This window comes from Paraburkholderia sp. TE9906 (assembly GCF_056279605.1).
In genome coordinates, this window is the sequence record NZ_JBWCCT010000003.1 from 328,498 (window position 1) to 343,439 (window position 14,942).

General features: G+C 64.2%; 12 protein-coding genes. 1 reads left to right on the forward strand and 11 read right to left on the reverse strand.

Annotated elements, in window-relative coordinates; genetic code table 11:
* From rimO to ACZ9H4_RS09280, 8 genes are all read right to left on the reverse strand, one after another.
* Positions 1 to 1,398: a 30S ribosomal protein S12 methylthiotransferase RimO gene (gene rimO / locus ACZ9H4_RS09245; RefSeq protein WP_408152570.1), complete on the reverse strand. Its 1,398-nt coding sequence runs from the start codon at positions 1,396 to 1,398 to the stop codon at positions 1 to 3.
* A gap of 81 nt (positions 1,399 to 1,479) precedes the next feature.
* The gene (locus ACZ9H4_RS09250) at positions 1,480 to 2,502 is read right to left on the reverse strand and encodes a tRNA dihydrouridine synthase (protein ID WP_476118858.1); all 1,023 of its coding nucleotides are present in this window, start codon (positions 2,500 to 2,502) and stop codon (positions 1,480 to 1,482) included.
* Positions 2,503 to 2,877: 375 nt separating this feature from the next.
* Positions 2,878 to 3,495, reverse strand: a complete 618-nt coding sequence (gene phaR / locus ACZ9H4_RS09255; protein WP_408142471.1) for a polyhydroxyalkanoate synthesis repressor PhaR — start codon at positions 3,493 to 3,495, stop codon at positions 2,878 to 2,880.
* 132 nt (positions 3,496 to 3,627) lie between these two features.
* Entirely contained in the window at positions 3,628 to 4,368 is a 741-nt protein-coding gene (locus tag ACZ9H4_RS09260) for a 3-ketoacyl-ACP reductase (RefSeq protein ID WP_408143228.1), read from the reverse strand.
* A 202-nt stretch (positions 4,369 to 4,570) separates the two neighbouring features.
* The gene (locus tag ACZ9H4_RS09265) at positions 4,571 to 5,752 is read right to left on the reverse strand and encodes an acetyl-CoA C-acetyltransferase (protein WP_408152568.1); all 1,182 of its coding nucleotides are present in this window, start codon (positions 5,750 to 5,752) and stop codon (positions 4,571 to 4,573) included.
* Between the two features lie 132 nt (positions 5,753 to 5,884).
* Positions 5,885 to 7,705 carry a class I poly(R)-hydroxyalkanoic acid synthase gene (gene phaC, locus ACZ9H4_RS09270; protein ID WP_408143249.1) on the reverse strand — a complete coding sequence of 607 codons (1,821 nt, stop codon included), beginning with the start codon at positions 7,703 to 7,705 and terminating at the stop codon, positions 5,885 to 5,887.
* 624 nt (positions 7,706 to 8,329) lie between these two features.
* On the reverse strand, positions 8,330 to 9,193 hold the full coding sequence (pgeF, locus tag ACZ9H4_RS09275) for a peptidoglycan editing factor PgeF (RefSeq protein ID WP_476118859.1): 864 nt from the start codon (positions 9,191 to 9,193) through the stop codon (positions 8,330 to 8,332).
* Complete coding sequence (locus ACZ9H4_RS09280; protein ID WP_476118860.1) at positions 9,190 to 10,461, reverse strand: RluA family pseudouridine synthase; 1,272 nt, start codon at positions 10,459 to 10,461, stop codon at positions 9,190 to 9,192. Before ACZ9H4_RS09280 ends, pgeF begins: the two co-directional genes overlap by 4 nt.
* Positions 10,462 to 10,499: 38 nt before the next feature.
* Between ACZ9H4_RS09280 and ACZ9H4_RS09285 the strand changes: the two genes are divergently transcribed.
* Positions 10,500 to 11,360: an outer membrane protein assembly factor BamD gene (locus ACZ9H4_RS09285; protein WP_168668490.1), complete on the forward strand. Its 861-nt coding sequence runs from the start codon at positions 10,500 to 10,502 to the stop codon at positions 11,358 to 11,360.
* Positions 11,361 to 11,485: 125 nt separating this feature from the next.
* On the opposite strand, the gene rlmD is transcribed toward ACZ9H4_RS09285, so the two are convergent.
* From rlmD to rpoS, 3 genes are all read right to left on the reverse strand, one after another.
* On the reverse strand, positions 11,486 to 12,910 hold the full coding sequence (gene rlmD / locus ACZ9H4_RS09290) for a 23S rRNA (uracil(1939)-C(5))-methyltransferase RlmD (protein ID WP_476118861.1): 1,425 nt from the start codon (positions 12,908 to 12,910) through the stop codon (positions 11,486 to 11,488).
* A gap of 161 nt (positions 12,911 to 13,071) precedes the next feature.
* The gene (locus tag ACZ9H4_RS09295; RefSeq protein WP_476118862.1) at positions 13,072 to 13,848 is read right to left on the reverse strand and encodes a 3'-5' exonuclease; all 777 of its coding nucleotides are present in this window, start codon (positions 13,846 to 13,848) and stop codon (positions 13,072 to 13,074) included.
* 4 nt (positions 13,849 to 13,852) lie between these two features.
* On the reverse strand, positions 13,853 to 14,935 hold the full coding sequence (gene rpoS / locus ACZ9H4_RS09300) for an RNA polymerase sigma factor RpoS (protein WP_408143216.1): 1,083 nt from the start codon (positions 14,933 to 14,935) through the stop codon (positions 13,853 to 13,855).
* Positions 14,936 to 14,942 lie beyond the last annotated feature (7 nt).

The window sequence follows — 14,942 nt, forward strand, 5'->3', positions numbered from 1 at the left end:
TTAGACCTCGCCCCACAGGTCGTGGCCGTCGGCGCCGGTGATCTTCACCGACACGAAATCGCCAACCTTATAGCGTTTGGACGCCTTGGTAGCCGGCGCGATATACACGACGCCGTCGATCTCCGGCGCATCCGCCGCGGTGCGGCCAATGCCGCCGTCGGCGTTGATCTCGTCGACCAGCACCTTCAGCGTCTTGCCAACCTTCTTCGCGATCCGTTTCGCCGACACTTCCTCCGCCACTTCCATGAAACGCGCGCGACGTTCTTCTCGCACTTCGTCGGGCAACGCGCCGTCGAGTTCATTGGCGCTCGCGCCCTCGACCGGCGAATACGCAAAGCAGCCGACGCGGTCCAGTTCCGCCTCACGGATGAAGTCGAGCAGCGTCTCGAACTGCTCCTCGGTCTCGCCCGGGAAGCCGGCGATGAAGGTACTGCGAATCGTCAGATCCGGGCACATCTCACGCCATGCCTTGACGCGCTCCATCACCTTCTCGGCGTTGGCCGGGCGCTTCATGCGCTTGAGCACTTCGGGATGCGCGTGCTGGAACGGCACGTCGAGATACGGCAGCACGTGGCCCTTGTACGGGCCTTCGGCCATCATCGGAATCACTTCGTCGACGCTCGGGTACGGATACACGTAATGCAGACGCACCCACGCACCGTATTGCGCGGCGAGTTCGCCGAGCGCGCCGACCAGATCGGTCATGCGCGTCTTGATCGGCTTGCCGTTCCAGAAACCGGTGCGATATTTGACGTCGACGCCGTAGGCGCTCGTGTCCTGCGAAATCACCAGCAATTCCTTCACGCCGGATTTGAACAGGTTTTCCGCTTCGAGCATCACTTCGGCGACGGGGCGCGACACGAGGTCGCCGCGCATCGACGGGATGATGCAGAACGTGCAGCGGTGGTTGCAGCCTTCGGAAATCTTCAGATACGCGTAGTGACGCGGCGTGAGCTTGATGCCCGCCGCGGGCACCAGGTCGACGAACGGGTCGTGCGGCTTCGGCAGATGCGTGTGCACGTGCTGCATCACTTCGCCGACCGCGTGCGGGCCGGTCACGGCCAGCACCTTCGGATGCACCTCTTCGATCAGCCCCGAGCCGCTGCCGCTCTTCTTCGCGCCGAGGCAGCCGGTGACGATCACCTTGCCGTTCTCGTTGAGCGCTTCACCAATTGCGTCGAGGCTTTCCTGCACCGCTTCGTCGATGAAGCCGCAGGTGTTGACGACCACGAGGTCCGCGCCGTCGTACGTACCGGAAATTTCGTAACCTTCGGCGCGCAGCTGGGTGATGATCTGCTCGGAGTCGACTAGCGCTTTCGGGCAGCCGAGCGAGACAAAACCGACTTTAGGTGCGGCCGCGGGCGCGGCGGTCGAGGCAATCGTGGGGGTGGCAGACATGGGGGACCGCATGAAGACGTTAAACCTTGAATTGTAGCGGTTCGGCACGGTCACCGCTCGTAAGTCTTTGAATTTTAGCGCTCAACCGGCCACGGCCTCGGCCGGATCGAACTGCTCGGCGTATTCGGGTCGAGCTGCGCGGAGCGCCGCACCGGAAGCCAGCGCCTGCTCGATCACGCCGAGAATTTCGTGCGAATCCTGCACCCGCCGGATCGCCGCGTGCAGTTCGGCCGCCTGCGGCCAGGTCCGCTGCAGGTAGCTGAGCCACTTCTTGACGCGGCCATGCTCGTGGCTGTGCGTCGCGCGGGCCTGCAACTTCTTCAGATATCCGGCGATATCGCGAAGCACACGCCGCCATTCCACATCGGACGGGAACGGATCCATCTGTCCGCGGATTCGCAGCGCGAGGAACGGGTCCGACACGGCGCCACGACCGAGCATCACGTCCGCGCAGCCGCTAACGGCCCGGCACCGCTCCCAGTCCGCCACGCTCCAGACTTCGCCGTTCGCGATGACCGGTACGCGGACGGCCGCGTCGATGCGCGCGATCCATTCCCAGTGGGCCGGCGGCCGGTAGGCCTGATCGCGCGTGCGCGCATGGACGACGAGCGAGGCCGCGCCGCCCTCCGCAAGCGCGACTGCGCAATCGATCGCCCGCGCAGTGTCGGACACACCGAGGCGCATTTTCGCCGTCACGGCGACGCTGGCCGGCACCGCCGCGCGAACGGCCGAGACGATCCGGTGCAATTGCTCGGGGTCGGCCAGCAGCATGGCGCCGCCGCCGTGCTGATTAACCAGCTTGGCGGGACAGCCGAAGTTCAGGTCGACGCCGTACGGCGACAAGGTGGCCGCTTGCGCCGCGTTGCGGGCCATCCACCCGGGATCGCTGCCGAGCAGCTGAATCACCATCGGCGTGCCGCTCGCGGTGCGGCTTCCGTGGAGGACTTCGGGCGCCTCTCTCTCGTAGACGCGGGGGGGCAGCAACGACCCCGTCACGCGAACGAACTCCGACACGCAGCCGTCGAAGCCGCCCGTGCCGGTCAGCACGTCGCGCAATACGTAGTCCGCGAGCCCCTCCATCGGGGCGAGAAACAGCCGGCTCATGCGGGGGCCTGCGTAAGCGGTCCGCCGGTCAAACGAGGCTGACCGGTCCGGCCTTCAGAGTCGAAGGGCTCGGTGCGGTGGGGAAAGTGATCTGCGACGTAAAGCAAAGCGGGCCCGGCTGGAGCGGTGACGATGGCGATGACGAGAATGGGGGAGCGGTGAAGCAAGGGGTCAAGGGTTATGAAAACCCCATCCTATGGAAGAGCACCTACACGCTCAACCCGTAATTGTACCGCGCCGGCGGCTATGCGCCTGTGCGATGCATGGGCACAAGCGCGGAGGCAGTGCAGGCGGCGCCGCAAACAGCGGCATGCCAAATGTCGCCGCTGCCCCCTTGAAGGCGTCACGTCAGAAAGACGCGCACACCCTACGCCGTTACTTCTTCTCCGGCTCCGGATCGGTTTGCGGCGTACCCGGTGCGTTGCCGACATTGCCGGCATTGACCGCGCCGCCAGGCGTAAACGGGAAGGTGGCGAACATCGACTTCGCCTGGTTCTGCATCTGCTCCTGCATCTGCACGAACATGTTCTTCGACTGCTCGATATAGCTGGTCATCATGCCCTGCATCATCGGGGCCTGCATGTTCATGAACTGCGACCAGACTTCCGGATTCATCGCCTTGCCTTCATACAGATTCTTCGACTGGTCGGCGAGCTTCGCCTGAATGTCGATGAAGGCCTGGATGTTCTTTTCCAGATACGTGCCCATCATGCCCTGCATCGCATGACCGTAAAAACGGATGATCTGCGACAGCATCGACGACGAGAACATCGGCAAGCCGCCGCTCTCCTCCTCGAGGATGATCTGCAACAGGATGGCGCGCGTCAGGTCCTCGTTGCTCTTCGCATCGATGACCTTGAAATCTTCCTGATCGAGCACGAGCTGCTTGACATCCGTGAGCGTGATGTACGTGCTTGTCTCGGTATCGTAGAGCCGACGATTCGGATATTTCTTGATCAGTCGATCGGCTGTTTTCTTTGTAGTAGTGGTCATGTAACGCCTTTGAGCGCGAGTTGAGCGCGGAAACGGCGTCAGCCGGCTGCGCAATCGGGCATTGCGCAGCCGGGACGCCGCCGGAACCATCTGAGCCGGAGCGTGCCGCCTTGTGAGCGGCACGCCGGTGACTCAGCCCATATGCAAACCGCCGTTCAGCGAAAAATCAGCGCCCGTGGAGAAGCCCGACTCATCCGACGCGAGCCACGCCACGATCGAGCCGATTTCGTCCGGCTGACCCAGGCGGCGCACCGGAATCGTCGCCACGATCTTTTCCAGCACGTCCGGACGGATCGACTTGACCATGTCGGTGCCGATGTAGCCCGGCGACACGGTGTTGACCGTCACGCCTTTGGTGGCCACTTCCTGCGCGAGCGACATCGTGAAGCCGTGAATACCGGCCTTCGCGGTCGAGTAGTTGGTCTGTCCGAACTGGCCTTTCTGGCCGTTCACCGACGAGATGTTGATGACACGGCCCCAGCCACGCTCGACCATGCCGTCGATCACCTGCTTCGTGACGTTGAAGAGGCTGGTCAGGTTGGTGTCGATCACCGCCGTCCAGTCTTCGTGCGTCATTTTACGGAACACGACGTCGCGCGTAATGCCGGCGTTGTTCACCAGCACGTCGATCTCGCCGACTTCGGCCTTGACCTTCTCGAACGCGGCCTTGGTCGACTCCCAGTCGCCGACGTTGCCTTCCGACGCCACGAAATCGAACCCCAGCGCCTTCTGCTCTTCGAGCCACTTCACGCGGCGCGGCGAATTCGGGCCGCAGCCCGCGATCACCTTGAAGCCCTCTTTGTGCAGTCGCTGGCAAATGCTCGTGCCGATACCGCCCATCCCGCCCGTTACGTACGCAATTCGCTGTGTCATAAACTACACTCCGTTATCGTTTTTTCGAGGCGCCGACCGGCAACCTCTCCCCTCGTCTGGTGCTTCATCTCCAATGCCGCCGGGCGACCGGCCGACGAGGCCACTGCTGACACCACGCGCCATCTGCTTCGCCGTGACGCGCGGCAACCTTGCCTGATGCCTTGCCGGCCGGCGCTTCGCTGCGCCGGTCAGCGCGGCGTACTCAGGCGCGCTCGAGCGCCAGCGCCACACCCATGCCGCCGCCGATACACAGCGACGCCAAACCCTTCTTCGCATCGCGCTTCTGCATTTCGTGCAGCAGCGTGACGAGAATCCGGCAGCCCGACGCGCCGATCGGGTGGCCGATCGCGATCGCGCCGCCGTTCACGTTGATCTTCGACGTGTCCCAGCCCATCTGCTGATTCACGGCGCACGCCTGGGCGGCGAACGCTTCGTTGATTTCCATCAGGTCCAGGTCGGCCGGCGTCCAGCCAGCGCGTTCCAGACAGCGGCGCGAAGCCGGCACCGGGCCCATGCCCATCACCTTCGGATCCAGACCGGAGGTCGCGTAAGCCTTGATGCGCGCAAGCGGCGTGAGGCCGAGCGCCTCGGCCTTCTTCGCCGACATCACCAGCACCGCCGCCGCACCGTCGTTCAGACCGGACGCGTTGGCCGCCGTGACCGAGCCTTCTTTCGAGAACGCCGGCTTCAGGCCCGCCAGCGATTCCGCCGTCACGCCGTGACGCACGAATTCATCGGTAGCGAAACGCAGCGGCTCGCCCTTGCGTTGCGGGATCTCGACCGGCACGATTTCGTCGTCGAAACGGCCCGACTTCTGCGCGGCTTCCGCCTTGTTCTGCGAGAGCGCCGCGAACGCGTCCTGCTGTTCGCGCGTGATACCGTATTCCTTCGCGACGTTTTCCGCCGTCACGCCCATGTGGTACTGGTTGTAGACGTCCCACAGACCGTCGACGATCATCGAGTCGATCAGCTTCGCGTCGCCCATGCGGAAACCGTCGCGCGAACCCGGCAGCACGTGCGGCGCCGCGCTCATGTTTTCCTGACCGCCCGCGACGACGATGTCCGCGTCACCCGCGATGATGGCATTAGCCGCGAGCATGACCGACTTCAGACCCGAGCCGCATACCACGTTGATCGTCATGGCCGGCACTGCCGCGGGCAGGCCCGCCTTGATCAGCGACTGACGCGCCGGGTTCTGGCCGGAGCCGGCCGTCAGCACCTGCCCCAGGATCACTTCGCTCACCTGCTCGGGCTTCATACCGGCCCGTTCGAGCACGGCGCGGATCACCACCGCGCCGAGATCGGGCGCAGCGATCTTCGCCAGCGATCCACCGAATTTGCCTACTGCCGTACGGGCGGCCGATACGATCACAACATCAGTCATTTCCATATCCTCCGGGCACGCCGGCCAACTGCGCCGCAGCCCGTCAAGTTAAAAATTCGTTGCTCTTACGCCCTTGCTCAATCAGACGCTCATTCACACCGCCAAACACCGCACCGTGAAGCGCGTTTAACTTTACTCCCGTTGCCGCACGTAGCGTCCGGGCGCAGGCTCGATCACCGGAAATTCGGCCGAACCGGCCGTGGCGCGCGGCTTGACCTTCTTGCCGCCGTACTGATCGAGCCACGTGGTCCATTCCGGCCACCAGCTGCCCGGCACTTCCGACGCGGCGTCGAGCCATTCGTCGGCGCTCTGCGGCAATGTTTTGGCGTCGCCTTCGAGGGTCCAGTAGTTGCGCTTTTTCTTCGCGGGCGGATTGATCACGCCGGCGATGTGCCCCGACGCGCCGAGGACGAATTTCAGCGGCCCGGCGAGCAGCGGCACCGACGCGTAGGCGGATTGCCACGGCACGATATGGTCTTCGCGTGACCCATAGATGAAGGTGGGCACGTCGATCTTCGACAGGTCGATCGGCTCACCGCAGGTGGTCAGCGCGCCCGGCTCGCGCAGCCGGTTTTCCAGGTACGTGTTGCGCAGATACCAGACGTACATCGGACCCGGCAGGCTGGTCGAGTCGCTATTCCAGTACAGCAGATCGAACGGCACCGGCGTGCGTCCCTTCAGGTAATTGTCGACGACGTAGTTCCACACCAGGTCGTTCGGCCGCAGGAACGAGAACGTGTTGGCGAACTCGATGCCGCGCATCAATCCCGGCGCGCCGTTCTTGCCGCCGATGGTCTGCTCGCGCATCTGCACGTGCGCCTCGTCGACGAACACGTCGAGCACGCCCGTGTCGGAGAAGTCGAGCATCGCGGTGAGCAACGTCATCGACGCGGCCGGGTGTTCGCCGCGCGCCGCGGCGACCGCCAGCGCGGTGGCGAGCATCGTGCCGCCGACACAGAAGCCGAGTGTGTTGATCTGCTCGCGCCCGCTGATCTGGCTGACCGTCTTGATGGCGGTGAGCACGCCCTCGTCGATGTAATCGTCCCAGCTTTTATGCGCGATGGATTGATCGGCGTTGCGCCATGAAATCAGGAACACCTGGTGTCCCGAATCGAGACCGTGCGCGACCAGCGAGTTCTCCGGCTGCAGATCGAGAATGTAGAACTTGTTGATGCACGGCGGCACGATCAGCAGCGGCCGCTCGCGCACGGTAGCCGTGCGCGGCTTGTACTGGATCAATTGCAGCAGGTCGTTCTCGAACACCACCGAGCCTTCGGTGTTCGCAAGATTCTCGCCGACCACGAAACGCGATTCGTCGGTCTGCGAAATCTTGCCGCGCTGCATGTCGCCGAGCAGGTTCATCACGCCCTGGCGCAGGCTCTCACCCTTGCTTTCCAGCAAGGTCTTTTGCGCTTCGGGATTCAACGCGAAGAAGTTGCTCGGTGAGGCCGCCGCGGTCCACTGCTGGACCGCGAAACGGATGCGCTCGCGCACCTTCGGCTCGATGTCGAGCGCGTCGACCATTTCCTGCAGATAGCGCGCGTTCAGCAGATACCAGGCGGCGGTGAATGCATAAGCGGGGGTCGCACTCCATGCTTCGGCACTGAAGCGGCGGTCCTTGAGTTCGGGCGCTTTGGCCGCCGACGAAGCGGCCTGCTGGATCAACTCCATCGCCTCGCGCGAATAGTCGGCTTGCAGTTTCTGCAGACGTTCAGACGGAATCGCCGCGCTCGGGATATTCAGCCCGGCGAACGACGGCATGGACGGCATCGCGCCCGCGGCCAACTTGCTGAAATCGGGCATGCCGGGAAACGACGGAATCTGGGGAAAGCCCATTTGCGCGACGCTGGGCACCTGCGGCATCTGGGGTATGGAGAACGGTACGCCGCCCGCGCCAGGTGGCGTACCGAGCGAGCGCCACGCGTTCATCCACGTGTCGAATAACTGTTGCATGCCGGCGGCGGGCGTTGCGCCGCTCGTACCGGCCTGCTGCGTCTGCTCCTTCGAGGAGTCCGTGCTAGGGGAAGCTGAGGAATGAGAAGCTGCCATACCTGCTTTTGACCGGTAAGTCCTTACGGACGGGTTGAGAGGCAGGTTCGTGCGCACGTGAGCCATTGCTCGCGACCTCGTCACGCCCTGTCCCATGTACGAGGAGCTCGTGAGGAACATTCTTGCTCCCCATCGCAAGGCATGTCAATGCTTGTTCCCGATTTTGACGCAGTGCGATAGTTTTTTAATTATCGTTTTCCCTGTGTAGCAGATCGCGCTTTTTGAAGTCTGGTGATTGGAGCGGGCCGTGAACGAAAAAAGCTCCCGTAACGCTTGGGTTTATGTGTGTTTATCCGTTCGCGCGCAGACACTTTATGCGGCAGATCTACGCCAGCCCCGCGAATTCCGGCAACGCAGCAAAAATGCACCGCGCCGCTCGGCACAAACCCGCATACGCGAGTCCGCGAAACGCGTGGCTCAGGCCATCCGCGCCCGCCAATGCAGCACGCCCGCATGATGACGGATCAGTGTACGAAGCGTCGTCATGCGGGCGTGGTTTTGTCTGAATCGGGAGCGGCGCAGGCCGCGTTAGTCCGCGAGGGTCTGCGCCTGATCGTCCAGCCAGATCAGCGCGGCCATGCGGCCGGTCTCCCGATCGCGGCGATATGAATAGAAACGCTCACGTTCGGTCACCGTGCAGAGATCGCCGCCGACGACGCGCGTCACGCCCAGCGTCTGCAGACGCAAGCGCGCCAGCGCCGGGAGATCCGCGAGATATTTGCCGGGATTGCGCGGATGCTCGACGAATGCGTTCGCCGTGGCCTCCCGTTGTGCGCCGTCGACACCGTTCATGAAGGCGTCACGCACGTCGGGGCCGACTTCGAACGCGGCGGGACCGATCGACGGCCCGAGATAAGCATGCAGTGCGCGCGTCTCGACACCGGCGAGCTGCGCGACACGCTGCGCGGTCTGCTCGACGATGCCCGCCGCCAGCCCGCGCCAACCCGCATGCGCCGCACCGACCGCGCGGCCCGCTTCGTCGCACAGCAGCACCGGCATGCAGTCGGCCACCATCACCACGCACACGGTGCCGGGGCGATCGGTGACGCTCGCGTCGGCGCGCGTCGGCGTGCCGTCCGCGCGCGCCTGCGCGAGCACATCTTCAGCTCGCACGATGCTCGCGCCGTGAATCTGTTCGAGCCACGCGGCCTCGCTCACGCCCGCGAGATCGAGCAGCCGCTTGCGGTTCAGCGCGACCGCGGCCGGATCGTCACCGGCTTTCATGCCGAGATTGAGGCCGCCGGGCTGGTCCGCGTCATTGCGCCAGCGGCCGAACGGCGGCTGACTCACGCCGCCGTCGCGCGTCGTGACGAGCGCGCGCACGCGCGGCGACACGTTCCATGCGGGTTGCACGACATCGGCAAAGCTCAACTCCGACAGATTCGGGCTCATGCGTGATCGTCCTTGTCGTGATCGTCTGCGTCTTCGGCATCGTCGTCGTGATCGAGCGCGCCGTCTTCGTCATCATCGAGCGACGCGTCGTAGTCGTCCTCCTCATAGTACGTCTCGTCGAACTCGCCCGCGTCGTCGCGCCCCAGACCGAGCGCCGCCGACAGCACCTCCATGTCTTCCGGCACGTCGGCGCGCCATTGCATCGTGCGACCGGTTTGCGGATGAATCAGCCCGAGCCGCCACGCATGCAGCGCCTGGCGCGCGAAGCCGTCGGGTAGCGGCGTGACCGAGCGCTTGCCGCGCGCGCGCCCATACACCGGGTCGCCGAGCAGCGGATGGCCGATGTGCGCGCAATGCACGCGAATCTGATGGGTCCGGCCGGTTTCGAGATCGCAGTGAATCGCGGTGACCGGCTGACGCTGCCAGATCGCCGAATCGACCCGGCGGAAATGCGTGCGCGCGGGCTTGCCCGACGCGCTCGTCACCACCGCCATGCGCGTGCGTTCGCGCGGATCGCGGCCGATCGGCGCGTCGATCGTGCCCTCTTCCGGCATGTTGCCCCACACCAGCGCGAGATAGCGGCGCTTCACCGTGCGCGCCTGCAACTGGCGCACGAGGTCGGTCTGCGCTTCGAGCGTGCGCGCCACCACCATCAGCCCGGAGGTCTCCTTGTCGAGGCGGTGCACGATGCCCGCGCGCGGCAGGCCCGCCGCGGCGTCGCCGTAGCGGTACAGCAGACCGTTCAGCACCGTGCCGCTCCAGTTGCCCGCCGCCGGATGTACGACCATGCCGGCCGGCTTGTTGATCACCACCAGCGTGTCGTCTTCGTAGACGATGTCGAGCGGCACCGGCTCGGGCGTGAAGGCAAGCTGCTCGGGCAGCAGATCGGGCACGAGCTCGATGGTCGCGCCGAGCGGCACCGGCTGGCGGATTTTCGCCGGCTTGCCGTCGATGCGCACCCGCTCCGCTTCGATCCAGCTTTGCAGCCGGTTGCGGGAGAATTCGGGAAACACCCGCGCAAGCACCTTGTCGAGGCGCTCGCCGGCCAGTTCGTCGGGCACGACGACGCTGCGCGGGCTTTCGTCGGCGACGCGGCTCGCCACGGTCGGCACCACGGCCGGCGCGCCCGCGGCGGCGAGCGCGTCGCTGCCGAGATCGTCGTCGAGGGAATCGACGCCCAACACGTCGGAGGGGTCAGCGCTTACGCTATAATCTTTGTTGCTATTCCCGGCGCCGGTTGCGGCACCTGGAGTATTTGAGCGGGTCATTGAGTCTGGGTCACCTGGACGTAAAGCTAGACTGGAAAATGCGAGCCTTGAACACCATCACTGAAGCGGCGATCAATTTAGCGGCCATCAAGAAGGCGGCCCGGAAAGTGGCCGGATACATTGCGTGTGCCGCAGCCGTCGTCGCCGTTGCGGCTTGCCACGGCCTGCCGGAAAAGACCGACGAAACGGCAACGTGGAACAACAACAAATTATATACGGAGGCGAACGACGCCTTGTCCGGTGGTGATTTCGGCAAGTGCGCGAAATACTTCGAAATGCTCGAAGGCCGTGACCCGTTCGGCCATTTCGCCCAGCAGGCGCAGATCAACGTCGCGTACTGCAACTGGAAAGACAACGAAAACGCCGCCGCCGACACGGCGATCGACCGCTTCATCCAGCTTCACCCGGATCACCCGGACATCGCTTACGCGTACTACCTGAAGGGCATGATCCACTTCAACGACGACCTCGGTCTGTTCGGCCGCTTCTCCGGCCAGGACATGAGCGAGCGCGATCCGAAGTCGCTGCGCGAGTCGTATGACGCGTTCAAGGTGGTGGTCGACCGGTTCCCGAACAGCAAGTATGCGCCGGATGCCGCGCAACGCATGCGCTACATCGTGAACGCGCTGGCCTCGCACGAGGTCCACGCGGCGGATTACTACTATCGCCGCGGCGCGTATGTCGCGGCGATCAACCGCGCGCAACTGGCGCTGCGGGAGTACAAGAACGCACCGGCTATCGAAGACGCGCTGCACATCATGATGCTGTCGTACCAGAAACTGAACCAGCCGCAACTTGCCGACGATACCAAGCGTGTGCTGGCCGGCACCTTCCCCGACAGCCCATACATCACGGGCCACGCACGGCCGGGTACGCAGAAGTCGTGGTGGCAGTTCTAACGCGCGCCACGCACTGAAACCCAGCTGGAAATAAAAACGCCACGACTTCCGGTCGTGGCGTTTTTATTTGTGCGAACCGCCTGCATCGTTCCGCTACAGGCGGCCAATAAGGCCGTCAGCGGCGCTCAGTCCCGCTCGAACAACGCGATCGATTCCACGTGCGACGTGTGCGGGAACATGTTCACCACGCCCGCGCCGACCAGCCGGTAACCGGCCTCATGCACGAGCAGGCCCGCATCGCGTGCGAGCGTCGCCGGCGCGCACGACACGTAGACGATGCGCTTCGGCAGCGGCCCGTTGCCGCTCTGCGCGATCTCCGCCAGCGCCTTCGCGACGGCCAGCGCGCCTTCGCGCGGCGGGTCGATGAGGAACTTGTCGAAATGGCCAAGCGTGCGCAGGTCGTCGGCGGTGACTTCGAACAGATTGCGGCATGCGAACGACGTATGCCCCGCCACGCCATTCAGTTCGGCATTGGCGAGCGCCCGCGTGGTCAAGACTTCGCTGCCTTCGATGCCCACCACTTCCTTCGCGATCCGCGCGAGCGGCAGCGTGAAGTTGCCGATCCCGCAGAACAGGTCGAGCACACGATCGGTGCGCGCCGGCGCCAGCAGGCGCAACGCCCGGCTGACCAGCACGCGGTTGATCGCGTGATTTACCTGGGTGAAGTCGGTCGGCTTGAACGGCATGCGAATGTCGTATTCCGGCAGCGTGTAGTCGAGCTGCACGTCGAGCGGATAGAGCGGCGCGACCGTGTCCGGGCCGCCGGGCTGAAGCCAGAACTGCACCTTGTGCTCGTCGGCGAAATCGCGCAGCACCTGTTCGTCGGCGGCGGTGATCGGTTCGAGGTTGCGCACTACCAGCGCCGTGACCGACGAGCCGACCGCCAGTTCAAGCTGCGGCATGCAGTCGTAGATCGACAGCTTGCGAACCATGAAACGCAGCGGCATCAGCATCGCCGAGACATGCGGCGGCAGCACTTCGCAGGTCTTCATGTCGGCGATGTAGCTGCTCTTCTTCTCGTGAAAGCCGATGCGCATGCCGCCCTTCTCCGGCAGAAAGCGCACCGCGAGGCGCGCGCGATAGCGATACCCCCAGGCCGGCCCGTGAATCGGCCGGAACACCGTTTCGGGGCGCAGCTTCGCCAGATGCTGCAGGTTGTCTTCGAGCACGCGCTGCTTGACGGCGACCTGCGCGCGGATATCGACGTGCTGCATCGAACAGCCGCCGCAGATATCGAAGTAGGTGCACTTCGGCTTGGTGCGGATCACGCTCTCGCGGAACACCTGAACGACTTCGGCTTGCTCGAACTTCGGCTTGCTGCGATGCGTCGAGTAGCTGACGCGCTCTCCGGGCAATGCGCCTTCGACGAAAATCACCTTGCCGGGCGTGCCGTCTTCGCTCTCGGTGCGGCCGACGCCGCGCGCTTCCATATCGAGCGAATCGATTTCGATGACCGGTTCATTGCCGGTGATGACGGGCGCGGGCGCCGGCGCCTTCTGGTATTTCGCGGGGCGCTTCGGCGAGCGACGATGGGGGGCAGTTCGGGACACCTGCGACTTCCTGACAGACTTGGGGGAAAGGCGAGATTGTAGACGAAGCGCTGCGGTAGCCGGCCGCGCGTGCGATTCGCTGTTGTGTCGTCAACCGCCGCGGCGGCCGGCGATCCGGCGCGGCGCCTCGTCAGCCGGCTCTGGCGCCGGCCAGCGCAACACTACTGCTCGAACGCCGCCAGATACTCGGCCCATTGCGGCGCGACTTCCAGCGCCAGCGCATTCTTGACCAGGTTGATCTCATCAGCATACTCCGCCGCCGAAAAGGCGCCGCGAATCAGCTGAAACCGGCAATACAGCAGATACGTATTGACGACGTCGGTCTCGCAGTAATTACGGATTTCCTCGATGCGGCCTTCCTGATAGGCATGCCACACCTGGCTGCCGTCCATGCCCATCTTGCCGGGAAAGCCGCACATCTTGGCGAGCGCGTCGAGCGGCGCGTTGGCGCGCGCCTGATACATCGCGAGCACGTCCATCAGATCCGTATGGCGCGCGTGATAGCGGCTGATGTAGTTGTTCCACTTGAACTCGCGGTCGTCCTCGCCGAGATCCCAGAAGCGGCTGGCGGGAATACCGTGGACCAATGCCCGATAGTTCAGCACCGGCAGGTCGAATCCGCCACCGTTCCACGACACGAGCTGTGGCGTGTACTTTTCGATCACGCGATAGAACGACTGGATCAGCGCGGCCTCGCCGTCTTCCAGCGTGCCGAGCGAGCGCACGCGGAAACCGTTGTTGTCGCGGAACACGCAGGAGATCGCGGCGATCCGTTGCAGATGATGCGGCAGAAAATCGCTACCGGTCTTTTCACGGCGAGCGGCGAACGCGTGCTCGGCGACTTCGGCGTCGCTCAGCGTGGCAGGCAAATCTTCGAGGCGGCGAACGCCGGCGACATCGGGAATCGTCTCGATGTCGAAAACAAGAATCGGAGTCATCAGGTTATAGAACGGCGTCCTTCCGAACACCGTTGGAGGCGAAGAAGCGCTTCAGACGCACAAGCGCTTCCTGTTGGATCTGGCGCACACGCTCGCGCGTGAGGCCCATTTCGTCGGCCAGTTCTTCGAGCGTGGCGGGTTCGATGTGATTGAGCCCGAAGCGGCGCTCGATCACATGACGATGCTTGTCCGACAGGCGCGCGAGCCACGCCCGCGTGAGCGTTTCCAGCTCGCGATGCTGCACTTCGGCATCCGGCGACTGGCTCTGGTCGTCGGACAGCAGATCGAGCAGGCTGCTCGCCGGATCGAGGTCGAGCGGCGCATCCAGCGAGGCCGTGTGCTCGTTGAGCGCGAGAATGTCGGTGACTTCGTCGGTGGTCTTGCCGGTCAGATAGGCGATGTCGTCGATGCTGGCGTCGCGGCGCTCGGCGGCCTCACCGGAATTCATCGAGTTCTTTTCCAGATGGCGCTTCGCGCGCAACACCTGGTTGAGCTCACGAATCACGTGCACCGGCAAGCGCACGGTGCGCGCCTGGTTCATGATCGCGCGCTCGATGCTTTGACGAATCCACCAGGTCGCATAAGTCGAAAAGCGGAAGCCGCGCGTCGGATCGAATTTTTCGATCGCGTGCATCAGACCGAGGTTGCCCTCTTCGATCAGATCGAGCAAGGGCACGCCGCGATTCAGATAACCCTTCGCGATACTGACGACCAGCCGCAGATTGCGCTCGATCATCACCTGCCGCGCATCGAACTCGCCCGCTTTGGCAAGACGCGAATATTTCTGCTCCTCCTCGACGGTGAGAAGCGGCTTTACGCTAATGCGATTCAGATAATGCTGGATGGTGTCGGCCGTCAGCTCGGCTTGCAGCAGCGCGCGGAAATCGTCGGCATCCGGCGCGGCTTCGCTCGCACCTTCACGGGCGTCGCCGGCTTCGTCGGTGCCGCTCTGACGCTCGTCGAGATCGCGCTCTTCTGCGATCTCTTCTTCCACTTCCGAAGCGCCGCTTTCATCCACCGCAGCGGACGTGGCTTGGCTGATCGTTTCAGTCTCGGCTTGCGGCGGGCGGCGCTTCGATTTCGGCATGGTCGTA